Raw genomic sequence first — 22917 nt, 5'->3', positions numbered from 1 at the left:
CATTCAGGTTTCGTGAGCGAAGACCTGCAGCGGGTGGTGGACGCCCTGGCTCGGCAGCTGGGCCGGGCGGTCGCGGTCGACGACGTCCATTTCCGGCTGCTCGCCTACAGTGCGCAGGCTGGTCCGATCGACGATATGCGAGCGCGGGTGGTCCTGAACCGTGAGGCTCCGCCGGAGGGGGTCGCGTGGTTACGGCGCTTTCGGCTCTCCCGCGCTGACGGCCCGGTACGCCTTCCCGCTTCCGCGGAGCTCGACCTGCTGCCGAGGGTCGCGATCCCGATCCGGTTCCAGGGTGTTCAGTTCGGCTACCTGTGGCTCATCGACGCCGACGAGCAGGTGGACGACGCCGGGCTCGCTCTCGCCGGTGTCGCGGCAGGCGAAGCCGCGGAGGTGCTGTTCCGTGAGCGGGCTCTGGGCGAGCTGCACGACGCCCGCGTCGGGGAGTTCCTCCGGGATCTGCTGTCGGAGGACCGTGTGGCTCGCACCCTCGCTGCCGACGGGCTCGTCGAATCAAACCTCTTCGCGGCGCGCGGCGGCGTCGTCGCCATCGTCGTCGCGCCGTTGCCGGTAGCCGGTCAGGAGGTCGACGAGGGTGATCGTCTGGCAATCGGAGCGGCTCTTCGTACGGCATCGAACGCGATGTCGTTCCGCGAGAGCATGGTCCTGGTTCGCCCGGGCCACGGTTTGCTGGTCGTGACGCAGCGGGCGATCGAGCGGGTTCCTCGGGTCGCGGAGGAGCTGTGCTCGTCGGCTGTGCGGGGGCTGGGGCGTGCCGATCGCTGGCGGGCCGTGGTCGCCGGGGTGGGCCGTCCGGCGGCGCGGCTGGCCGACGCCGCGACCTCGTACCGGCAGGCTCTCGACGCGATCCGGGTCGCCGACGTCATCCCCGGGTTCCGGCCCGTCGCCCGCCACGAAGCGCTGGGCATCTACGCGTTGCTGGCCGCTCAACCGCGCGAGCAACTCCGCAGCATGGGTGTCGCGGAGGCGATCACCGCGCTTCTCGACGCCGATCCCGCGCTTCTCGTCACCGCGGAGACCTTCCTCGACCGCGCGGGCGACTCCCGTGCCGTGGCCGAGTGTCTCGGTGTGCACCGGGCGACGATCTACCACCGGCTCCATCGCATCGAGGAGCTCACCGGCTTCGACCTGAGCGACGGGGAACGCCGCCTCGTCCTGCATCTCGGCATCAAGGCCGCGAGGCTCCTCGGTGACATTTGACGCGACCGGTGAACTCGGAACCGGGTGCCGGTGCCCCGGCTCGCCAGATCGCGGCGAGGCCGGGGCGTCGGCCGGGTGGGTCAGCGGCCGTAGGCTTCGAGCAGCCGCAGCCACACCTCGCTGACGGTGGGAAAGGCCGGAACGGCGTGCCAGAGCCGGTCCAGCGGCACCTCGCCGGCGACCGCGATGGTCGCCGCGTGGATCATCTCCGCGACATCCGGTCCGACGAAGGTGCAGCCGATGATCACCTTGCGATCCTCGTCGACGACCATCCGCGCGTGCCCCTGGTAGCCGTCCGTGTGCAGGGCGGCGCCGGCGGTGGCGGCCAAGTCGTAGTCGACGACCCGGATTCGCAGCCCGGCGGCCGCGGCGCCGGCGGCGCTGAGGCCGACCGACGCGATTTCCGGTTCGGTGAAAACGACCTGCGGGACCGCGCGTTCGTCGGCGGTCGTCGCGTGACGGCCCCAGGGAGCGTCGTCCACGGGCTCGTCCTTCGCGCGGGCCACGATCACGTCACCCACCGCGCGTGCCTGGTACTTGCCCTGGTGCGTCAGCAGGACACGCCGGTTGACGTCGCCGGCGGCGTAGAGCCAGCCGTCGCCGAGCGTGGCGCCGTCCTCGGCGAGGACCCGCATCGTGCTGTCGACGGCGAGCCAGGCGCCCGGCTTCAGTCCGAGGTTGTCCAGGCCGACGTCTTCGGTGTTCGGGGTCCGGCCGATCGCGACGAGCAGTTCGTCGGCTTCTATCCGCTCGCCGTCGGTGAGGATGATGGACACCGTGCCATCGTCGTCGCGCCGGACAGATCCGGCTTCGGCACCGATGCGGACCGACACCCCCTTGTCCCGCAACGAGGCTGTCACCTGCTCGCCGGCGAACGGCTCGTTGAGGTGCAGCACGCCGTCGCGGGCCAGCATGGTCACCGATGTTCCCAGGCTGCTGAACGCGGTCGCCATTTCCGTGGCCACCACGCCGCCGCCGATGATCGCGAGCCGGGCCGGGATCTCTCTCGCCGCGACCAGTTCGCGGCTCGTCCACGGCTTCGCGTCACGCAGCCCCTCGATGTCCGGGACCAGTGCGCTACTGCCGGTGGCGACGACGACCGCGTGCCGCGCGGTCAGCGTCGTGGTGGTGCCGTCGGCCGCGGTCACCTCGACGACCCGGTCGCCGCCGATCCGGCCGTGTCCGCGGAACAGCGGGACGCCTGCCGAGTCGAGCCAAGATACCTGGCCTTCGTCGTTCCAGTGAGACGCGAAATCGTCACGACGGCGGAGCACGGCGGCCACGTCGATTTCGCCGGTCACCGCTTCCCGCGCGCCGGGCACCTGGCGGGCCGCGCGCAGCACCGCGCCACTGCGCAACAGCGCTTTGGTCGGCATGCAGGCCCAGTAGGAGCACTCGCCACCGACGAGTTCGCGCTCGACGATCGCGGCGGTCAGGCCACCCCGCACCACTCGGTCGGCCACGTTCTCCCCGACCGGCCCGGCCCCGATGACGAGGACGTCGTAGGCGGTCACGTCAGTTTCCCTTCGCGGCGCGGCTGAGTCGGATCGCCGAGACGAGGAAGAAGATGCCGCCGAGCACGGCGTAACCGGCCACCCCGGACAGCGCCGGGTCCGCCGCGGAGGCGCTGATGACGAAGTTGGCACCGGCCAGCACGGAGATGCCGCCGCTGAGGATCATCGGCCACTGCCCGCCCATCCGGCGGCGGGCGACGCCGACGATCAGCTGGACGAGACCGGCCACGATCGCCCAGGCACCCCATACCCGTAGCACCGCCGGGATACCCGACGTGGCGGCGATGCCCACGCCGATGGTGGCGAGCAGGCTGATCGCCATGTTCACGTAGAGCCCGCGGACCGGGCCGGCGCCCTTCGCCGACCGGGCGTCCACGACGGCGGCGCCCACGTCGAACAGCGGGTACACGACGACCAGGACGACGCCCACCGCGCCCAAGCCCGATTTGGTCGTCACGAAGACCAGTACCGCCCACACGATGGCGAACGCGAACCGCACGAAATACAGCCGGCGCAGCGCCGGAGCGAACCCACCAATGGCAGGCGTGTCGACAGTAGTCACCATGATCCCTTCAAGCTGCGGGGAAGCTCCCCGGCAAGACCGAACGTTCTATCTCAGAGTGGCGGGTACCGGTCGCGCAGTCAAGACAGATCGTTCTATCCAAATTCTTACAGCCAGAGAACATGGCGACCCCTGAGCCGGCCGCCCGAAGCGTTGTAGCGCCCGCTCGACGTCCCCTTCAGGCTTCGACCGGAGCTGCGCCTTGGTGAAGTGACGAACACGCCGCATGGCTCGATCTTCGCTTGCGGTGGGCACACACCGCCGTCCCGTGGGCCAGGGCGGCGGAACTTCCCGGATGCATCTACCGCCGCCTGGACCGAGGAGAGCTCACAACGTCCGGCGCGTCATCCCAGTCGGCCTGGATTCGTAAGACCTGGGCGAATCGCTTGCCATTCTTGCCCGTGTGCACGGTGTCCGGTCCGATGACATCGCGGGCGGCTCGATAGTGCCGTCGGCGCTACTTCGACGAAGCGATGCGGTGTTGCAGAATCCCGTCGACTCCCTGGAGGAACGTGTCGCAGACCTCGGCCGGATCCGACAGGCACCCCGAGGCCATCGCGCCGTCGCGCATCATCACGAAGTGCCGTCCCGCGAGTTCCGGCGGGTGTTCGCCGACCTGCGCGAGCAAGGCGGTGATGGCACCAAGGAACCATTCGCGGTGGGCCAGCACGGCCTGATGAGCGGGATGCTCGGGGTCCGGATACTCGGCCACCGCGTTGAGCGAGGCGCATCCGCGGAACTGGGCGGACCGGATGCCCTCAGCGATCGACTTCGCGACAACCCGCAGCGTGGCGTCTGCCGGTAAACCACTGGCGAGCGCCTTGTCGAAACCTTCGCGCTCCATCGCGTGGACACCCTGCAGGTACGCCACGACGAGATCGTCCTTGCTCGGGAAGTGCCGATACAGCGTGGCCCTGGTGACATTGGCCTCCGCGACGATCCGATCGATCCCCACCGCGTGCAGCCCCTCGGCGTAGAAGAGCCGGGTGGCCGTCGCAAGCAGCCTTGACCGCGCTTCGGATACCCGACCACGAACGTTGCGCACCATTCCACCAAGCTTAACGGATAGAACGATCGGTATCGCGCGCTAGATGTTGCGGACAACGAGTCAGACCGATCAGGCGTACCACTCACTCGGCCTGGTCGGGTTGATCCGGTGCGCCGCTGATCAGCAGCCGGGCGGTGTGGGCGATGTGGTCGCGCAGCAGTTTCTGCGCGTGGTCGGCGTCGCGCGCGAGGACGGCGTCGAGCAGCGCTCGATGTTCGGAGGCGACGTCGCGACCGGGCTCGTTGCCCAAAGTCACCGACCACTGCCGGTACAGTTCGGCCTCCTGCCGCAACGACCGCGCCGTGTCGAGCAGCCGCTGGTTCCCGCACCCGGTCAGCAGCGCGTGGTGGAAGGCCGCGTGTGCCTGCGACCACTCTTCGGACAGGCGGCCCGAATCCGCCGGGTCGCGGTAAGGCGTGCGTTCCAGAACGTGGTGCGCGGCAACGGCATCGGCCTCCCAGCGCGTGTCGCCTTCCCGCACCGAGAGCCCCAGTACCAGTGCTTCGATCTCCGCCCGCGCTTGCGTCAGCTCGGCCAGATCCTGATGGGACAGCGGCCGCACCAAGTAACCCTGACGCGGCCTGGCCACCACCAGCCCTTCGGCGACCAGCCTCGTCAGCGCCTCGCGGGTAGCGCCGACGCTCACCTTGTAGCGGTCGGCCAGGTCCGGGAACTTGAGCCGCCCGCCCGGCGCCAGCCTGCCCGCGAGGATGTCGGCGCGCAACGCCTGGTGGATGCCGTCCGTACGAGTCGCCCCGCCGCTCTTGGTCATGCCACACACCGTAGCACTTTACGAATACCTCTTGAACTTTCGAAAGTTTGGCGTAGTTTCGAAAACAGCCCAGCAAGATCCACCTGCCGAACGAGGAGCCATCGATGCCCGCGAACGACGTTCGACGCCCGACCGTTCTCCGTGCCGGGACGGTCCTCACCATGGATTCCGGCCGCACCGTGCTCGAAGGCCACGACGTGCTCGTGGTCGACGGCCGCATCGCGGCCATCGGTGTCGATCTCGTCGTTCCCGACGGCACGGACGAGATCGACGCCCGCGGCGGCGTCGTCATGCCCGGGATGGTCGACACCCACCGGCACATGTGGCAGACCACGACCCGCGGATACGGCGCCGACTGGACACTCACGCAGTATTTCGTGTGGTACTACCTGAACTGGGGCACGAAGTTCCGGCCGGAGGACATCCACGCCGGGAACCTCCTCGGCGCGCTGGAGGCGCTCGACGCCGGGGTCACCACCTGCGTGGACTGGTCGCACGGCCTGCAGACCACCGATCACGCCGACGCCGCGGTCGACGCGCTCGCCTCGGTGCCGGGAAGGTTCGTGCTGGCGTACGGCAACATCCAGGACGCGCCCGCGAACTGGACCGGCACACCCGAATTCCGCAAGTTCTTCGATCGTCGCTCCGGGGATCTCGAAGGCTTCCAGATCGCCTTTGATGTCACCGGTGATCCCGGCTTCCCCGAGCAGCCGGCTTTCGAAGTCGCCCGTGCGCTCGACCTGGCGGTGACCACGCACGCCGGGGTATGGGGCGCGACCGGCGACGACGCCGTCCGCCTGATCCACGAGCACGGCTACGGCGAGGCCAGGACGGTGTACGTGCACGCCTCGACGCTTTCGGCGGACTCCTACGCCCGCATCGCGGCGACCGGCGGATCGGTGTCGGTGTCCACGGAAAGCGAGCAGAACGCCGGACAGGGCTATCCCGCGACAGCCGCCCTGCTTGCCCACGGCATCCCGGTGTCGCTGTCGCTGGACAGCTGCGTGCTCTGCAGCGGCGACCTGTTCTCCGCCATGCGTACGACGCTGGGTGCCGCCCGCGCCTACGAGCACCAGGAAGCGCACGCTCGCGGTGAAACCGTCACCCACGCTTCCCTGCATGCCGAGCAGGTCGTCGAGTGGGCCACGCGAGGCGGAGCACGAGCACTCGGGCGGGACAGCGAGATCGGCAGTGTCCAGGTCGGCAAGAAAGCGGACCTCGTGCTCGTCCGCAATGACGACTCACCGGCGATGACGCCGCTGCTGAACCCCCACGGACACGTCGTCCTGCACGCCCAGCGTGCCGATGTCGACACGGTCCTGGTCGACGGCCGGATCGTGAAGCGCGCGGGCCACCTCGTCGGTGTCGACCTGGCCGGTGCACGTCGTGCGGTCGAGGCGACGGTCGACTACCTGCGCGCCGAACTCGGCGAGCAGGCCTGGCACGAGGGCATGAACCCGGAGATCCCCGAGACCAAGGTCCTCGACAACCCCTACACCTACACCGACTACCGGTCAGCGGCCACGCACAGCGACTCGATGGCGAAGCGGTGAACGTGCGGTGGCGCGTGTTCCCTTCAACGGAAAGGCAAAATCATGAGACTGGCCAATGTGGACGGACGAGCGGTGCTGCTGACCGCCGACGACACCGGAATCGACGTCGACACGGCCTCCGGCGGCAAGTTCGGCCCAGGCCTCGCGTCCGTTTACGAAAACTGGGACGGGTTCCGGGCGTGGGCGGAACAACCGCCTGCCGGACCCGGCGTCATCTTCACCCGTGCGCGGCTGGGCTCGCCGTCACCGGCCCCGCGGCAGATCGTCGCGATCGGCCTGAACTACGACGCCCACGCCGCCGAGTCCGGTTTCGAGGCACCGGGCGGGCTTCCGCCGACGTTCACCAAGTTCGTGTCCGCGTTGACCGGTCCTGACGCGGAGGTCGTGCTTCCGGCCGGTGGGGACGTGGACTGGGAGGTGGAACTCGTCGCCGTCATCGGCCGGACGGCCACCCGCGTCGCGGAATCCGAGGCGTGGGACCACGTCGCCGGGGTGACGATCGGGCAGGATCTCTCCGAGCGCGTCTCGCAGCTGGCCGGTCCCGTCCCGCAGTTCAGCCTCGGCAAGTCGTTCCCGAACTTCGCGCCGGTCGGGCCGTGGCTGGTCACGCCGGACGAGCTGACGGACCGGGACGACCTCGCGCTCGGCTGCGCGGTCGACGGCGAGACGGTGCAGGACGGCCGTACCCGTGAGCTGATCTTCCCGGTCGCCAGGCTGATTTCCGAGCTTTCGCGAACCATCACCTTGTTCCCGGGTGATCTCGTCTTCACCGGGACTCCGGCGGGCGTGGGCATGGGCCGCACGCCGAGGCGGTTCTTGCGGCCCGGCGAACACCTCGTCAGCTGGATCGAAGGCATCGGTGAGATGCGCCAGACATTCGTTGCCGCACAGGAGGACTGACATGGGCATGCACCGCCTTACCCAGGTCACGATGGGTGTGCCGAACGTCGCGGAAACCATCGACTACTACACCGATTTCGGTCTCACTCACCTCGGTGACGGGGCCTTCAGCACTCGCGAAGGCGGCGAGCAGCTGCGGGTCCGGCACGCCGTATCCCGGCGGGTGCTCGAACTCGGGGTGGGGGTCGACGATGTCGACGATGTCGCACGGACCGCGTCGCGGCTGGACCGCCTCGGCGTCGCCGGCGGCACGGACGGCACCGCGGTCACCGCGATCGAGCCGGTTTCCGGCTTCACCGTCCGTGTCGAGATCGCGCCGCGGATCGTACAGCTGCCCGTCCCGGGCACCCCCTACAACGGGCCCGGCCGCATCGAGCGGTCCGGCCGCGCACCCGGAGTGCTGCGCGAGGACCCGATCCGGCCAAGGAAACTCGGGCACTGCGTGGTGGGCACGACCGATCTCCAAGCCACCATGGGGTTCTTCACCGAGGGACTCGGTTTCAAGGTCAGCGATTACATCGGGGACAAGGGCGCTTTCATGCGCTGCTCGGTCGATCACCACAACGTGCTGGCGCTCGCCGCACCGGTGAATTTCCTGCACCACACGTCCTGGCAGGTCGACGACATCGACGACGTCGGGCGAGGAGCGAAGGCGATGCTGGTAGGCGATCCCGGCCGGCATGTCTGGGGCCTCGGCAGGCACCACGCGGGGTCCAACTTCTTCTGGTACCTCAAGGATCCGGCGGGCAACTTCAGCGAGTACTACGCCGACATGGACTGCATCCCCGAGGACGAGGTCTGGACCCCGGAGGTCTTCGAAGGCGCGCAAGGCCTGTTCAGCTGGGGCCCGCCACCGCCGCCGTCGTTCCTGGAGCCGGACGACCTCGCCGCGCTCATGACCGGACAGCACGCCCCCTCCCGGTGACCGCGGCCGAGCAGGCTGCCGCCGGAAGATCGAGAAAAGACCCCAGGCGCCGGAAACCCCGCGCCTGATCGGAAAAGGAGAAGTCGTGTCAGTGGAATTGTACGTCCCCCAGATCCCGGACGACCTGAACATCCGGTTCGTCGAAAACCGCATCGTCATCGAGCGCCCGGCACAGGAGGTGTACGACTGGGTGACCACCTGGTCGAACCTGCCGAAGTGGCTCCCGATGGCCCTCGGCGCCGAAGTGCGACGCGGCACCGAAGGCGTCCCCGCCGAAATGGGCGACGTGCTGCTCGAGACCATCCAGCCGGACCTGAACGAGAAGCCGAAGCTCTACACCGTGGTGGCGCGGGTCCCCGGCAAGCTGTGGACGGTGGTCGGCAGGGACGTGCTCGACGACGGCTCCCTCGCCCCGGCGATGCACGCGATCGCCACCTTCACCACGTTCGACCTCGGTGACGGGACGACCCTGTTCTGCCGGCTGTTCGAGCGGCTGATCCCGGACACCGAGCCGCCCGGCCCGCACCCGGTCGAAGACCCGGCACGCATCCAGCCCGGCCTGGAACTGATCAAGGCACACCTCGAAGGAACAGCCGGATAACCGGGGCCGCGGCTCCACGCCCTCGGCGCCCCGTTCGGCGTGGAGCCGACCTCCGGCCTGCTCGACCCGCGCAGGCCCCATGGCGACCGACCGATCACACGCGACAGAGGAGGCCCCGGCATGACCGGCGGATTGATCGACGTGCACGCGCATTTCACCACCGAGGACTACGTCCGCGCCGCCATCGCGGCCGGACACCACGAAGCCGATGGCATGCCGGAAAGCTACTGGCCGCACTGGGCCGTCGAGGATCACCTCGCCTTGATGGCCGACGCCGGAATCGACCGAGCATTCCTGTCGATCTCCTCGCCCGGGGTGTATTTCGGCGATGCCGCCGCGGCTCGGCGACTGGCCCGCGAGGTGAATCAAGCCGCCGCCCGGATCACCCGGACTCACCCCGGCCGGTTCGGCTACTTCGCCTCCCTGCCACTACCCGACATCGACGGCGCACTCGACGAGATCGGCCACGCCTTCACCGACGGCGCCGACGGGGTCGTCTGGATGACCAACACCGCCGGGCACTACCTCGGTGACCCCCGGCTGGCCCCGGTCCTCGCCGAACTGGACCGCCGCGGCGCCGTCGTGTTCCTGCACCCCACCAGCTGCGCTGGTCACGAAGCCCTTGCTCTCGGACGGCCCCGGCCCATGGTGGAGTTCCTGTTCGACACCGCCCGCACCGTCATCGACTTCATCCTCAGCGGCGCCGCGCACCGCTACCCCCACCTGCGCCTGATCGTCCCCCACGCCGGTGGCGTGCTGCCACTGCTGGCCGACCGGCTGGAGCTGTTCGCCACGCTGAGCGAAGACACCCACGGCCCATCGGCTTCCGAACTGCTGCACCGCTTCCACTACGACCTGGCAGGCACCCCCACCCCATCCCAGATCACCGCCCTGTCCACCATCACCACACCCGAGCACCTGCTCTACGGCAGCGACTACGTCTGGACCCGCCGCCCCCAGGTCTTCCGAGCGCTCACCACGCTCGACACCACCTGGCCCGGAACCGATCCCACCTGGCGACAACTCACCACCCGCAACGCCCACCGGCTCCTCGGCGCCACCCCGGACCAAACGAACAACGTCACCTGAACACCACACCACACCGCACCATCGATCGGCCTCGCCCGAGGACTCGACCGAAGGACCGGCTCGAGCATGAGTTCAGCCGGGTTCGCCACGGGCCCTCTGGTTCGTCCTCAGCGGCCAGCGGGCTGGACGATGTCCGGGCCTGGTCGGCGTCGGTCACCGGCCGCAACGCCGGAAATGATCTGCCGCCGTTCCGCGGCGCTCATCCCCGTGAACGGGGGCGAACGCCGTCCGACCATCCTCGGCACCCACATCACTGAGCCCTCCGGGCGGCACGGCATCACCGCAAGGGGTGGTAAGGCTTCAGGTCGAGCCCCGGATCGACCGCACGGGCCAAGCGCGCCGCGATCGAGCCGACGTACGGGCCCATCGTCAGACCCGACGCGCCCAAGCCGTTGGCCACGACCAGCCCGGCCACCTGCGGGACGGTGCCGAGAAGCGGGAGGAGGTCGGGCCCGGCGGGACGGAATCCGACACGGGTCTCCACGTACGTCGCATCGGCCAGCCCCGGCGCCACCGACAGCGCTTCGGCCAGCACCTCCGCCATACCGGCGGCGGTGACCCGGTGATCGAAGCCGGTGCCGTCCTCGCGGGTCGCGCCGACCACGATCCGCGAGTCGTCGAAGGCCAGGAGGTAGTGCCGCGACCGCGGCAGGATCACCGGCCAGTGCGCGGTGTCCACGCCCGGCAGACGGAGATGGACGATCTGGCCGCGCTGCGGCTCGACCCGTACCTCGACACCGACCGGCTCCAGCAGCCGCGGTGACCAGGCACCGGCCGCCGCGATCACGGCGTCCGCGCCGATGAATTCCTCGCCTGCCCGTACTCCCCGGACCGCGGTGTCGGCGACGATGGACGCCGTTCCGTCGACGATCCGTGCGCCGTTCCGCACCGCCGCCCGGCGCATCGCGTCGCGGACCGACCGGCCGTCCAGTCGCGCGGCGCCCGGAATGTGGATCGCCGGACCGTCGTGCGCGAGCGGTGGGAAGAACTCGCGGGCCCGGCGAGCGTCGATCAGCTCGACCTCACCGGCCAACGGCGACTCCTCGGCGCGTGCCGCCACACGCCGCAGCGCCTCCTCGGATTCGGCTTCGGTGACCAGGCTCAGCGAGCCGACCCGCCGGTAGCCGAGCTCGGTTTCGCCGTCTTCGGCCAGCGCCGACCGCAACCCTTCGTAGTACTCCGCGCCTGCGACGGCGATCCGGTACCAGTCCGGATCGTCCACTTTGGACGACCAGGGGCAGATGATGCCCGCGCCCGCCGATGTCGCGCGGCCCGGCGCCGACGAGTCCACCAGCACCACGTCCACCCCGGCCCTGGCCAGTTCGTATCCGGCCGCGGCGCCGACGATCCCGCCACCGACGACGACCACCCGCATCTTCCCCACCCCTTCTCGCCGCATCGACCCCGGTGAGGGTAATCGGCCTCCCGGTCGTCCCATCGCTCTGTGCCGCGGAGGTTCGGTCAGGTCCTGTGCCTGGCCAGTTCGGCGATCCGGGCCCAGGCCGGTGAGGAGGCGGTGGTCGTCGTGGCGGCGAGGCGGGTGGCGGTGGGATCGGGTGGCGGCCCGGTCTCGGTGTCGCTCTCCTGTGCGGCGAACCATTGTCGGGTCCGCTCGGCTATCGCGGGTAGTCGTGGGTCGTCCGGCGACCAGCCGAACGCGGCGTCGTAATCGAGGTAGAGCGAGCGGAATTCGGGATCCGCGACGGCGGCCACCTTGCCCGCGATCCAGGCGGCCGCTTGGCCGGGCGCCACCGAGCGCATCATGATCCACAGGTCGCGTTCGAGGAGCACGGTGCGCTCGCTGACGCCGATCTCGCGCAGTTGCCCGAGGTAGTCCGCGACCTCCGCCGAGACGAACAGGCGATCCCCGTCGTGGAGCTGGGCGAGCCGGTGCCGGGCCCGGCGGATCTGCTCGGCCCGCTCGCGCAGGCCACGGTCGATCTCGTCGATCGCCGCGGCGAACTGTTCCCGGCCAGCCGCGAGTAGCTCCCCGATCCGGGCAAGCGGTACGCCGGCTTCGGCCAGTGTCCGGATCTTGACGAGCTGGATGGCGTGCTCGGCGCCGTACCGCCGGTAGCCGGAGGAGTCTCGTGGCGGCTCGGGCAGCAGACCTCGGTCGTGGTAGACCCGCACCGCTTTGATCGTCACGCCCGCGTAGTCGGCGAGCCTGCCGATGGTCAGCAGGTGCCGTCCATCGGTCCGCTCGTCGTTCATGGACCGCATCGTGTCAGGCCGGCGTGCGCCGCGTCATCCGGCCGCCGGAGCATCGGTACGCCGTCTCGCCGTGATACGACACCAGGTAGTGCGACGGCAGCCCCTCCAACGGCATCCCGGCGGGGGCGAACAGTCCCTTCCCGATCGGCACGTAACGCAGTGGTGGCGCGGTGAACGAGCCGCCGACGAAACCGGTGAAGATCCGCTCCTGCGCCTCGTCCGCCGGTTCGTAGGTCACTTGTTCCTCCAGTTCGCCGTCGACGACACGCACGTCGACGCGGAGCTGGTCGGAGCGGTATGTCCCCGCGTACGGCCGGAGATCGACCGGCTCCGGGGCATAGACGGGCGTCTCGACCTCGCCGAACTGCCCGGCGAGCCACAGCAGTATGTCGTCGTGCAGCTCCAGTGCCCGCGCGTCGTTGCCGTACGCGGCGAACACCAGGTCGCGCTCCGGCAGGACGGCGAGCACCGCGACCCCGCCGGGGGAAGCCCCGGTCATGGTCAGCACCGTCGTGCCGCCGAGCCTCCGCACCAGCCAGCCCATTCCGACCGGCGACGAGTCCGGCGTGCCCATGTCGTGCGTGACCGACCCCATGCGTGCGACCGACTCCGTCGACAGCACCCGGGCACCCGACGGCGCCGTGCCATCGCCGAGGTGCACCCGGCCGAAGGCGAGGAGATCCTCGATGGTGCCGATCGGCGTGCCACCGGCCGGACCCCACGTCCGCGGCAGCGTGAACATGCCGGTCGGCCGGACCTCTCCGGTGACCGCGGGGAAGTGCCCGATCGCGGTGGCGCGAAGGATGGCCCGCTCGGCGGACGTGCACGAACTCGTCATCCCGGTGGGCGCGAAGACGTCCCGTTCGAGCAGTTCGTGATACGGCGTGCCGGTCACCACCTCCAGCAGCCGACCGGCGACGATCATGCCGCCGTTGGAGTAACTGACGTACTCGCCCGGCTCGAAGAGGGCGCCGCACTCGCGGCCGAGCCGCTCCACGTAGACCTTCAGGGCGTTGGGGCCGGCGGCGTCCGGGAAGAAGAGGTCGGCGTCGATCCCGCTGGTGTGCGTCACGAGGTGCCGGACGCGGATCTTCTCCGCGGCACCGGGCTCGGCCAGCCGGAACTCGGGCAGGTAGGCGGTGACCGGCGTGTCGAGGTCGAGGACGCCGCGCTCGACCTGCTGCAGGACGAGCGTCGTCGTCATGATCTTGGTGATGGAACCGAACAGGAAGCCGGTGTTCTCGTGCATCGGCGTCCCGGTGGCGACGTTCGCCACCCCGTGGGCCACGACCGCCTGCTCACCACCGCGGTAGATGCCGGCGAGGAACCCTGGCATCCCGGTGGCCTCGCGGAAGGCGGCGATCTTCTTGCTGAGCTGCGCGATCTCGTTCATGCCGTCGATCCTCGAACCTTGCCCCTGGGACAAGGTCAAGCACGCTGTTCCGGCCATCGTGAGCGGCCGACCGCTGGTTCGAGCAGCGCCGGCGTCCGCTGCCGCGCGTCGAGCGTGACGCGGATGCCGACCGGCATCGGCAGGTTTGGCCCGGCATGTCCGAACTCGACGTCGCCAGGGACCGGGATGTCCCGGTCGCCGAGGACATCGAGGACGATCTCGGGCAGGGCCGGGGACGAGCCGGGCGAGTCGAGCCCGCCGATCTCGCGCGGGACGCCCACGACCATGAATGTTCCACAACCGCACCGCGACGTCGCTGTATTCGGTGCCCGTCGCCAGAGTTCTTCCGTCGGGGCTGAACGCCATCGACCGGACACCGTCGGCATGTCCGGTGATCGGCGCGCCGATGGGCGAAGGGCGAGCCGGATCGGCGACGTCCCACAGCCGCACCGCCCGGTCTTTGCTCGCACCGGCCAGCGATGACAGACGCTCCAGTGCGAGCCGAACGCACGAGCGAAGGCCGTATGGAGGGCGTTGCGCACCTTCCTCTGTTCCGGTGATGTATTCAGGATTCAGGCCGGACAGGTGCCGCACACGCAGGAGTCGACCCGTGGCCGGTCCGCTGGGCGAAGCCGTCGTGGGCGCCACGGCCGCCGCCGGGGAGACAAACCACAGCTGACCAGAAAGGCCCGATCGTCGGGCTGAAGGTCGGTGTAATAGCCGACGCCGAAGTGCATGGCCAAGTCCTTCTTCAGCTGGGTTCGCAAAGGGATACCTGGCGGATGATCGCGCAGCCGCGACGGCGTTCGGCATCGGCCGGGGACAACGCGGCGAGTTGCGCGGCCAGCACGGTCGGCTTCACCTCACCGATCGGGCAGACGAGATTGCCGTGGACGCCTATGAACAAATCGCGAGCCGCGGACGAGGTGAGGATGCCGTCGCCGTCGTCGAAGTACCACTTTCCCATGTCGTCGTGGAGCTTCTTCAGCTCGACGGACTCCAACGGAGTAGCGCGGAACGGGGCGGCAGGCGCGGTCAGCGCCCAGAGCCGCACGTACGACTCGACCTGTCGTTCGGCGAGTTTGAGCCGGATCTGCCGTCGATAGTTGTGTGCGAACCAGAGCCCGACCAGCCCCAGCAACACGGTTCCGGCCGCCTGGACCCACGTCGTGATCGCCATGTCAAGTCCACTCCCCGCCTCGGCAGTGGCTACCAGTGTGAGGCCTGGGGCCCGCACCACATCACTCCTTGTTCGGCACGAGGTACAGCTCCTGCTTCCCGAGAGTCGGCGCATCGAGCGTCCAGTGCGCGAGCGCGTCCGGCGGAGGAGCAGCCAGCCGTCGCAGCACGAGGTCGGGACGCCGTGGCCGGACATCGAAGTCGAAGAAGGCGTAGTTCACGCGAAGCATCGCGCGAATCCAGCGGTTCTCTTCGCCGCGCGCCTCGATCGCGGCGGGCAGCAGGCCGCGGTCGGAGAAGACATCGACGACCGGGCAGCCGCAACTGTAGGCGAGGACGCCGATTTCGCCCGCGCTGCCGACGATCCGGCCTCCGGCGAGCGTGCCCAGTTCCGCTCCGATACGGGCGTACTGCGCGCTCGACGTGTAGTTCGACGTCAACGGCGCGTGTGTACGGGGAAGTCCGGCGGCCGCGTACGCGATCAGACCGGCGACGATCAGCGCGAGCACCCCGCTGACCATGATCCGGTGGGAAACCGCCACGGCACAGAGGACGACGGTCGCCGCGGTGAGTCCGGGGCCGTAGTACCAGTGGTAGGGCGGGACCGCCAGCAGTACGTAGCCGAGGTGGTAGAGCAGGCCGCCGACGGCGAGCGCCGCGAACGGCCGCAGGCCCGCCGGGCTCGTCCGCAGCCGGATGGCCAATGCCCCCACGGCGAGGACGGCGGGCAGGAACGCCAGCACGGCCATCACCGGCGAGACCCGCGCGTAGAACAGCGGGCCGTTGCCGAAGTTCCAAGCGCCCCAAGCGTGTTGCGCACCCTGGAGGGTCTTGATCACCACGGTGTCCGGTACCGCCGCGCCGAGCACCACCCAGCTGAAGCCGAACCATGGCACCGTGATCAGCCCTGCGCCGAGCAGCGCCCGTCCCACGCCGGGACGGAGGAAGACGAAGAGCACCACCGCGAACACGATCAGATCCAGCCGGACCAGGGCGAGCAAGCCGGCTGTCGACCCGAAGGCGAATGGGTTCTTCTCGACGGCGAACACGGTCAGCCAGCCAAGGACCGCCGCGCCGAGGGCGACCTCCAGCCCGATCGACGAGAGGAGAAGCGGGTTCGCGGTCAGCGCGCCGAGCGTCAGGGCGGGGAACCGGGACGGCAGCCCGCACGCCGTGCCGAGCCTGCGCAACGCCAGGGCGAGAAGGACCTGGCAGAGTACGAACAGCGCTCCGGCGGCGAAGACCGCGTCGCGGACGACGATGGTCAGGGCCGCCAGGACGAGCACGTTCGCCGGAGACGTCGCGGTGTTCGACGTCGCGTCGGCGAGCAGGCCCCAGTGGCCGTGGAAGGCGACATTGCGCGCGTACGCCAGCGTGATGTACGTGTCGTCGATCAAATGCGGACGGGCGAGCAGGAACACCACCGCCGAGAGCACCGCTGTGCACAGGGGCATCCGCCAGGGCGGCGCCTGGTTGTCCGTCGTCCGGACCTGTTCCATGATCATGTCTCGATGTGGCTCCTCCGCCCCGGGAAGTTGCGCGCAACGTTCGAGCGGTGCCGGCCACAACCAGGGCGTGAGCAACCTTGCGATCGGGTTGGGAGAACCGGTGGAACAGACCGGTGACCGGGAACTGTGGGCCCGCGCGGCCGACGGCGACGAGGGGGCGTTCAGTGAGCTGTTCGAGCGGCATGCCGAGGCGCTGTGGAACTACACCTATCGCCTGACCGGTTCATGGAGCAGCGCCGAGGACCTGGCGTCCACGACGTTCCTCATCGCCTGGCGGCGGCGGGCCGAGGTGACCCTGGTGCGGGACAGCGCCCTGCCGTGGCTCTACACGGTCGCGGCGAACGTCGCCCGTGACGAGCACCGCGGTGCTCGCCGCCGGCTGCGGCTGCTCGGGAAGATCCCGGCCCAGCCTGCCGTATCCGACCACGCCGACTCGGTGGCCGAGAGGATCGACGGCCAGCGCCGGCTGCAGCAGGTCGCCGAAGCCGTCCGGTCGCTGCCGAAATCGCAGCGCGAGGTCGTCGAACTCTGCCTGGCCGCCGAGGTGGGCATCGCCGACGCCGCGGAACTGCTCGGCATCGCCGAGGTCACCGTCCGCGCCCATCTTTCCCGGGGACGAGCCCGGCTGCGTACGTTGCTGGAGGAGAAATGAGCGACGAACCCGTGTACCCGCCTCACCACGCGATGCCGGACGACGTCCGCGCCCGGATGCGGTCGGCCGTCCGCGAGGGGATCGCGAAGCCGCGGCGGAAGGCACGCGTCTGGTACGCCGCCGCGGCGGCGGTCGTTCTCGTCGCGTCCGGCGTCGCCGCCGCGGCGCAGTCGCTCCGTCAGCAGGGCGCGCCCCCCGGCCCCGAACCGGCCGCCGGCGGGCTCACCCTCGACACCGGGCTGGCGACGTCGTCGCTCGACCGCTGCTGGGCGGCGGTGCGGGCCGCGGGCAAGTCGGACCGGCTGGCCCCGCGCGAGGAATGGGTCCCCCTGTTCACCGACGTCATGCTGGACGTTTCGGTCGTCGCCGCGACGGCGGCGGGCAAGCCGATGTTCTGCGAGACGACGCTGACCACCGTGACCGTCTCCGATCCGGACGCCGCCCCCGCGTACGCGCCGGGCACCCGCACCGGACTGCTCCTGCAGAGCGCGACCGGGATGATCGGCGGGGTACTGGATCCGGCCTGGCCGGGTGCGGGTCTCGCCTTCCAGGCCGAGGATTCCGGCGGCGGGGACACCCTGGAGGCGTCGCCACTGACCCATCAGTTCGTTTCGTTCACCTGGACCGCCCCCGCGAAGACGCGACTGTCCGTTTACGGACCCGCCGGAGCGGCGACCACGACCCTGCCGTCGGCTCCCCCGCCGCTGCTTTCGACCGTCGACCGTCCGATCGCCCCGGCCGACCGGACCTCGCCCGCGGGACGGGCGCTCGACGAATGCCTGTCCGGCGCGGTGGACGCCGTCTCCGACGCGGCGGGCTACCGGCCGGGCGCGCTACTGGACAAGGACGGCTACCGGGTCGTACTCGGCCGGTTGGGCGACCGGAGCCTGGCGTGCACGACCGTTCCGGACCCGCGTCGTCCCGGCCGGACGAAGATGCGCGTCTACCAAGATCATTTCGAGCTCCCGCCGACGCGGCCCCGGACCATCCCGATGCAGCCACTGGGCGGCGTGGAAGACGGTGGTGAACGGGGCAACGCCCGGACGCCGTACGCCGGGACCCTGCTGCCGGAGACGGCCGTGACGGTGACCTGTGACTTCGGCGCCGGACGAACCTCGACGACCGATGTGGTCGACAGGACCTTCGTGGTCTTCCTCCCGAAAGAGGTGAACGATCCGTTCCCGCAAGGGGTCGGTATTCAAGCGCGTGACGCCCACGGCGCTGTCGTATTCGAAGGGGCGTTGTAGCCGGGAATGTTCAGCCGCGCAGGACGTACCCGATGCCCCGCACGGTGTGGATCACGGGAGGTGGCCCGAGCTTGTGCCGCAGCTGCGCGATCAGCACCTCGAGCGCGTTGGGCGACGGGGGCACCAGCTCGTCCCAGCCCGCGTCGGTCAGCGCGCGGCGCCGGACCGGCTCGCCCGCCGAGACCATCAGCCGCCGCAGGACCGCGAACTCCTTACCGGTCAACGTCAACGTGACGCCACCTCGTCGCGCCTCGTGCCTGCCGATGTCCAGTTCGAGGTCGAGGAAGTTCAGCACCGGCGCCGCTCCTGAATCACCACGGCGGCAGAGGCTGCGCACTCGCGCGATCAGTTCGGCCATCGCGAAGGGCTTGACCAGATAGTCGTCGGCCAGTGCCAGTCCGGCGATCCGGTCGGCGACCGTGTCGCGCGCGGTCAGGAACAGCACCGGGACCTCCCAGCCGTCCCGGCGGCGTTCGCCGACGTAGCCGAGGGAGTCCCCGGCCGGCAGCATCCGGTCGAGCACGACGCAGTCGTAGGCGTTGACGCTCAGCGCCTCGTCGGCGTCGGGGAGGTCCTTGGCGACGTCGACGGCGAACCCGGAGCCGCGCAGTGAAGCCTCGACGGCTGACCGGAGATCCTCGTCGTCCTCGGTGACCAATACACGCACCCGACGACCGTAGCGTGATCACCCGGCGAGCTCTATCAACCAGCCGCGGTCCGCGGCCTTCGCGCCGGCCTGGAACCGGCTGCGCGCGCTGAGCCGGTGCATCAGCTCGGACACCATCCTCCGCACGGTCCGCTCGGAGATGCCGAGCCGGGCCGCGGCGGACTCGTCGGTGTAGCCGTTCATGAGCAGGGTCAGCAGGTCCAATTCGCGCTGGGTCGGCCCCGATCCGCTGCCCGGCGGTCCGGTGGGCCGCCACAGTCGTTCGAACAGCTCCACCACGACTCTCACGACGCCGGGCTCACGGAACTCGGTGAGCTCACCGCATCGGTCCCCCGGCAGCAACGCGAGCGTGCCGTCGACGACCATCGCGGTCATCGGCACGGACGGCACGGTGCGGATTTCGGCGCCGTGTGAGGCGAACATGTCCAGCCGCCTTGCCGTCTCCCGGCTGTTCCTCGCCTCGACCGGCACGAGTACGCGGTAGTGCACGCCGCGCCGCAGGTTGTCGAGGTCCTCGGTGTGGAACATCGGCAGCGCTCCGGCCATCGCCGCCAGGACGAGCACCTCGTCGGTCGCCGTGGAAAGTGTCATGCCACTCGCTCCAGCTGCCTGGCCGAGGCTCGCTCGGGCCCCAAGTGGACGGTCGTGGCCCCGGCGAGCGAGAAGTCCCGGGCGCGCGTCGTGACGATGGCGGCGCTGCGGCCGGTCGCGGGCAGCAGCGCCGCGACCTGGCCGCGGGCCGCGGCGTCGTCGAAGACCACCAGCACCCGCCGCCCGGCCAGCTCCGAACGCCACAGCGCGGCTCGTTCGTCCACATCGGACGGTATCAGCGCGGGCGGGAACCCGAGGCCGCGCAACAGCCGCTCCAGCACCGCCGCGATGGCCAATGGCCGGGATCCGCCGTGCAGATCGACGAAGAACTGCCCGTCGGGAAAGCGTTCGCTGATCCGGTGGGCCGCGGCCACGGCGAGCGCCGTCTTCCCCGCCCCCGCGGCACCGGTGACGACGACCGCGGGCGCGCACCCGGTCAGTGCCCGGCCCAGTGCCGCGAACTCCCGCTCCCGGCCGCCCAGCGGCTCGACCGTCCGCGGCAGCTCCCGTCGCGGCCGGTCCGGTGCCCCGGAACCGTGCACCGCCTGGAACGCCTTCCTCAGCTCGGGTCCCGGGCGCACCCCCAGTTCGGCGGCGAGGAGCCGCCGCGCCCGGTGGAACGTGGCCAGCGCCTGGGCCGGACGTCCCATCTCGTGCTGGGCCCGGATCAGCCGCGCCCAGACGTCCTCGCGCAGTGGGTCGTCCGCGGTCAGTGCCTGCAACGTGGCCACCGCGTCGGCCGTGCGCCCGAGCCCGAGCTGAGCGTCGGCGAGCGACTCCCGCAGCTGCCGGTGCAATTCGTCGAGCCGCTCGACCGCGTCGTCGGCGAGGACGTCCACCCCCTCGAACGGCCGGCCCCGCCACAACCGCAAACCCTGCTCCACCAAGGTCAACGCGGTTCCCGGTGTGCCCTCGGCCAGTGCCCGCGCGGCGTCCTCGGCGAGCGCCGCGGCACAGTCGGCGTCCAGCTCGCCGGGGCCGACGTGCAGCCGGTAGGCCCCGGCCCGCCCTTCGATACGGGGGCCGTCGTCGTGTTCCGGCAACAGCCGCCGCAGCTGCCACATATATGTCTTCAAGTTCGCTTCGGCCGAAGCCGGCGCGGCCTGTTCCGGCCAGGTGTTCTCGATCAGCCGGTCCACCGCCACCCAGGCGTTAGGCTGCATCAGGAGCGCGGCCAGCACCGTGGCGGGTTTCCCGCCGGCCGGCCGCCCCGTGACGCCGTCGCGGCCACGCACCTCGAGTGGCCCCAGGACCTGGAAGAGCACCATGCTCGCACCCCCTTGCTTCGTGTCTCCCTACGATCGCGCCATGTACCTGAGGTTCCGATGACAACAGAGCCGACAGAGCGGGTGCTGGTCGTTGAGGACGACGAAGACCTCCGTGTGGCGATCACCGCCGAGTTGCACGGGAGCGGCTTGCCCGTCCGCGAGGCGGGCGACCTGGCGCAGGCCGACGCCGAGCTGGCCGCGGGCGGGTTCGCCTGCGTGGTGTTCGATCGGATGCTGCCCGACGGCGATTCGATCGAATACGTCCACCGCCGCCGTCAGGAAGGCTGGGCGGTACCGGTGTTGTTCCTGACCGCGCGCGACAGCCTCGCCGACCGGGTCGCCGGGTTCGAACACGGCGGCGACGACTATCTGGTGAAGCCGTTCGCGGTGGCCGAGATGAGCGCCCGCGTCCACGCGCTCTACCGTCGCGCGGGCGCCGGACGGCCGTCGGTGCTGCGCCACGATGACCTCGAAATGGACTGCGCGCGGCGGCAGGTGCGCCGCGGCGACACGCTGCTCACCTTGAGCGACAAGGAGTTCGCGGTGCTGGAGTACTTGCTTTCCCGCCCGGATCAGGCCGTCGGACGTGACGAGCTGATCGAGCACTGCTGGGACACCAGCACCGACCCGATGTCCAATGTGGTCGACGTGGTGATCCGGCGGCTTCGGGTGCGGCTCGGCGATCCCGAGGTCATCGACACCGTCCGCGGCCGCGGCTACCGGATCGCGGCCCGGTGAAGGGCTCCGCGGCCGATCGCCTCCGGCGCCTGCGGTGGCTGCTCACCTGGCTGTTCACCGGATTGAACGCCGCCGGGCTGATCGTCTTCGCCTGGCTCGCCGTGAGCGCCGACCTGCAGCAGCGGGAAGTCCAGCTGGACGCCGAGCTCGCCCGCGTCACAGCCCCGGTCAAACGGCTGATCATGGGCGAGGGCGACACCGTCACCACCACCTACGTCGGCCAGGACGAGGTGAACCGGCAATGTCCGCAGTTCGTGATCCTGCCCAGCGGCGCGGGCGCGTTCCCGCCCTACACGAGCGGCCGGACCTGCGTGGCGGTCGATGCCCAGCGGTTGCAGACCTTCGCCGACCTGTCGGCGCGGAACGGGGCCGTGCTCAACGGCTACAGCAGCGGAACCGCGGGTGAGATGGTCCGCGTCGGCGTCGAGCCCTTCCGCAACCGCAACAACCAGGAGGCCGGCGCGATCGTCGCGGTCGCCGACGCGCGCGACGCCCTCGCCGCGCACGACCAGCTGAAACTGCTGGTCATCGGGGGCTGTGTGCTCCTGCTGGGCGCGATCGGGGTGACCGGGCACGTGCTGTCCGGACGCGCGATCCGGCCCGCGACCACCGCGCTCCAGCAACAGGAGGTCCTGCTCGCCGAAACGGCGCACGACCTCCGCACACCGGTCGCGGCTTTGCGCGCGCTGGCCGAAGCGGCGTTGCGCAACCCCGCCGAGAGCGACGAACTACTGCCACGGACCGTCCGGCTCGCGTCGCGGATGGGCGGCATCATCGACGGCCTGCTCGTGCGCGCGCGGCTCGCGGCCGGGGTCGAGTCCCTGGCCATCCAGCCGGTGCGGCTGGACCAGCTCGTCGCGAGCGTCGTGGCGGAAACACCCGCCGAGGGCGCGCAGGTGACGTTGGTGGCGGCGCCGTCGACGGTCTCCGCCGACCCGACGCTGGTCCAGCGGGCGGTGGCCAACCTGCTCGACAACGCGCTGCGTTACGGACGGCGCCCCGGTTACGAGGCCATCGTGCACGTCACCGTCGCCGGCGGAAAGGTGACGGTCGCGGACAGCGGGCCCGGAATCGACTCGTCCGTCGCGGAGGAGAACTTCGACCGGTTCACCAGCGGTGGCGGGTCGAGCGGGCTCGGCCTGTCGATCGTCCGGTGGGTCGCGCTCGCGCACGGCGGCAGGCTGCGTGTCTACAACGCCGAAGAAGGCGGCGCGATCTTCGAACTGCGGCTGCCGGAAGCACCCTGACCGGCGAATGTATCGGAGCGGCTCCAATTCT

Annotated in this window: 23 protein-coding genes and 1 pseudogene; 10 read left to right on the top strand and 14 right to left on the bottom strand. The window is 70.2% G+C overall.

What is annotated here, in order from left to right:
- Window positions 1-12 precede the first annotated feature (12 nt).
- A complete protein-coding gene (locus AVR91_RS11495; protein ID WP_063275201.1) occupies window positions 13-1218 on the top strand; it encodes a PucR family transcriptional regulator in 1206 nt (401 codons plus the stop codon).
- An 80-nt stretch (window positions 1219-1298) separates the two neighbouring features.
- Here the strand turns inward: AVR91_RS11495 and AVR91_RS11490 are convergent, their stop codons facing one another.
- The 4 genes from AVR91_RS11490 to AVR91_RS11475 form a co-directional block, all read right to left on the bottom strand.
- Window positions 1299-2732 carry a dihydrolipoyl dehydrogenase family protein gene (locus AVR91_RS11490; protein ID WP_063275202.1) on the bottom strand — a complete coding sequence of 478 codons (1434 nt, stop codon included), beginning with the start codon at window positions 2730-2732 and terminating at the stop codon, window positions 1299-1301.
- A 1-nt stretch (window position 2733) separates the two neighbouring features.
- Complete coding sequence (locus AVR91_RS11485; RefSeq protein WP_063275203.1) at window positions 2734-3297, bottom strand: hypothetical protein; 564 nt, start codon at window positions 3295-3297, stop codon at window positions 2734-2736.
- 454 nt (window positions 3298-3751) lie between these two features.
- The gene (locus tag AVR91_RS11480) at window positions 3752-4342 is read right to left on the bottom strand and encodes a TetR/AcrR family transcriptional regulator (RefSeq protein WP_063275204.1); all 591 of its coding nucleotides are present in this window, start codon (window positions 4340-4342) and stop codon (window positions 3752-3754) included.
- Between the two features lie 82 nt (window positions 4343-4424).
- A complete protein-coding gene (locus AVR91_RS11475) occupies window positions 4425-5114 on the bottom strand; it encodes a GntR family transcriptional regulator (RefSeq protein ID WP_063275205.1) in 690 nt (229 codons plus the stop codon).
- Window positions 5115-5218: 104 nt separating this feature from the next.
- On the opposite strand from AVR91_RS11475, the gene AVR91_RS11470 reads away from it, so the two are divergent.
- From AVR91_RS11470 to AVR91_RS11450, 5 genes are all read left to right on the top strand, one after another.
- A complete protein-coding gene (locus AVR91_RS11470; RefSeq protein ID WP_063275206.1) occupies window positions 5219-6667 on the top strand; it encodes an amidohydrolase family protein in 1449 nt (482 codons plus the stop codon).
- Between the two features lie 42 nt (window positions 6668-6709).
- Window positions 6710-7567, top strand: a complete 858-nt coding sequence (locus AVR91_RS11465; RefSeq protein ID WP_063275207.1) for a fumarylacetoacetate hydrolase family protein — start codon at window positions 6710-6712, stop codon at window positions 7565-7567.
- A 1-nt stretch (window position 7568) separates the two neighbouring features.
- Window positions 7569-8492, top strand: a complete 924-nt coding sequence (locus AVR91_RS11460) for a VOC family protein (protein ID WP_063275208.1) — start codon at window positions 7569-7571, stop codon at window positions 8490-8492.
- An 85-nt stretch (window positions 8493-8577) separates the two neighbouring features.
- Window positions 8578-9093 (top strand): SRPBCC family protein, encoded by a 516-nt coding sequence (locus AVR91_RS11455; RefSeq protein WP_063275209.1) that lies wholly within the window; start codon window positions 8578-8580, stop codon window positions 9091-9093.
- Window positions 9094-9213: 120 nt separating this feature from the next.
- Window positions 9214-10182, top strand: coding sequence for an amidohydrolase family protein (locus tag AVR91_RS11450; RefSeq protein ID WP_063275210.1), 969 nt, complete (start codon window positions 9214-9216; stop codon window positions 10180-10182).
- A gap of 277 nt (window positions 10183-10459) precedes the next feature.
- On the opposite strand, the gene AVR91_RS11445 is transcribed toward AVR91_RS11450, so the two are convergent.
- From AVR91_RS11445 to AVR91_RS11415, 7 genes and pseudogenes are all read right to left on the bottom strand, one after another.
- A complete protein-coding gene (locus AVR91_RS11445) occupies window positions 10460-11557 on the bottom strand; it encodes an NAD(P)/FAD-dependent oxidoreductase (protein WP_063275211.1) in 1098 nt (365 codons plus the stop codon).
- Between the two features lie 86 nt (window positions 11558-11643).
- A complete protein-coding gene (locus AVR91_RS11440) occupies window positions 11644-12396 on the bottom strand; it encodes a MerR family transcriptional regulator (RefSeq protein ID WP_211282698.1) in 753 nt (250 codons plus the stop codon).
- A gap of 13 nt (window positions 12397-12409) precedes the next feature.
- Complete coding sequence (locus tag AVR91_RS11435; protein ID WP_063275212.1) at window positions 12410-13789, bottom strand: serine hydrolase domain-containing protein; 1380 nt, start codon at window positions 13787-13789, stop codon at window positions 12410-12412.
- A gap of 35 nt (window positions 13790-13824) precedes the next feature.
- Complete coding sequence (locus tag AVR91_RS43760) at window positions 13825-14076, bottom strand: hypothetical protein (RefSeq protein WP_063275213.1); 252 nt, start codon at window positions 14074-14076, stop codon at window positions 13825-13827.
- 19 nt (window positions 14077-14095) lie between these two features.
- Window positions 14096-14602, bottom strand: a pseudogene (locus AVR91_RS44505) (WD40 repeat domain-containing protein); the annotation flags it as partial.
- Complete coding sequence (locus AVR91_RS11420) at window positions 14541-14969, bottom strand: hypothetical protein (protein ID WP_211282694.1); 429 nt, start codon at window positions 14967-14969, stop codon at window positions 14541-14543. The gene AVR91_RS11420 and the pseudogene AVR91_RS44505, both read right to left, overlap by 62 nt.
- Window positions 14970-15030: 61 nt before the next feature.
- Window positions 15031-16473 (bottom strand): hypothetical protein, encoded by a 1443-nt coding sequence (locus AVR91_RS11415; protein ID WP_063275214.1) that lies wholly within the window; start codon window positions 16471-16473, stop codon window positions 15031-15033.
- A 103-nt stretch (window positions 16474-16576) separates the two neighbouring features.
- Here AVR91_RS11415 and AVR91_RS11410 point away from each other — a divergent pair, with 103 nt between their 5' ends.
- The gene (locus tag AVR91_RS11410) at window positions 16577-17128 is read left to right on the top strand and encodes an RNA polymerase sigma factor (protein WP_143253961.1); all 552 of its coding nucleotides are present in this window, start codon (window positions 16577-16579) and stop codon (window positions 17126-17128) included.
- Entirely contained in the window at window positions 17125-18375 is a 1251-nt protein-coding gene (locus AVR91_RS11405) for a hypothetical protein (RefSeq protein ID WP_063275215.1), read from the top strand. The genes AVR91_RS11410 and AVR91_RS11405 overlap by 4 nt, the downstream gene beginning before the upstream one ends.
- Before the next feature lie 10 nt (window positions 18376-18385).
- Here the strand turns inward: AVR91_RS11405 and AVR91_RS11400 are convergent, their stop codons facing one another.
- The 3 genes from AVR91_RS11400 to AVR91_RS44285 are packed head-to-tail and all read right to left on the bottom strand — an operon-like array spanning window position 18386 to window position 20901.
- Entirely contained in the window at window positions 18386-19042 is a 657-nt protein-coding gene (locus AVR91_RS11400; protein ID WP_063275216.1) for a winged helix-turn-helix domain-containing protein, read from the bottom strand.
- An 18-nt stretch (window positions 19043-19060) separates the two neighbouring features.
- Window positions 19061-19633 carry a helix-turn-helix transcriptional regulator gene (locus tag AVR91_RS11395; protein ID WP_063275217.1) on the bottom strand — a complete coding sequence of 191 codons (573 nt, stop codon included), beginning with the start codon at window positions 19631-19633 and terminating at the stop codon, window positions 19061-19063.
- On the bottom strand, window positions 19630-20901 hold the full coding sequence (locus AVR91_RS44285) for an AfsR/SARP family transcriptional regulator (protein ID WP_063275218.1): 1272 nt from the start codon (window positions 20899-20901) through the stop codon (window positions 19630-19632). The genes AVR91_RS11395 and AVR91_RS44285 overlap by 4 nt, the downstream gene beginning before the upstream one ends.
- Window positions 20902-20958: 57 nt before the next feature.
- Here AVR91_RS44285 and AVR91_RS11385 point away from each other — a divergent pair, with 57 nt between their 5' ends.
- Both AVR91_RS11385 and AVR91_RS11380 read left to right on the top strand, forming a co-directional pair.
- Window positions 20959-21639: a response regulator transcription factor gene (locus AVR91_RS11385; RefSeq protein ID WP_083737498.1), complete on the top strand. Its 681-nt coding sequence runs from the start codon at window positions 20959-20961 to the stop codon at window positions 21637-21639.
- Complete coding sequence (locus AVR91_RS11380) at window positions 21636-22886, top strand: sensor histidine kinase (protein WP_063275219.1); 1251 nt, start codon at window positions 21636-21638, stop codon at window positions 22884-22886. The genes AVR91_RS11385 and AVR91_RS11380 overlap by 4 nt, the downstream gene beginning before the upstream one ends.
- The last annotated feature ends 31 nt before the right edge of the window (window positions 22887-22917 follow it).

Origin of the sequence: Amycolatopsis keratiniphila subsp. keratiniphila (genome assembly GCF_001620365.2) — a bacterium.
GTDB classification, from domain to species: Bacteria; Actinomycetota; Actinomycetes; order Mycobacteriales; family Pseudonocardiaceae; genus Amycolatopsis; species Amycolatopsis keratiniphila.
The sequence above is the reverse complement of the archived record's forward strand: the minus strand, read 5'-3'. Positions and strand labels throughout refer to the sequence as shown.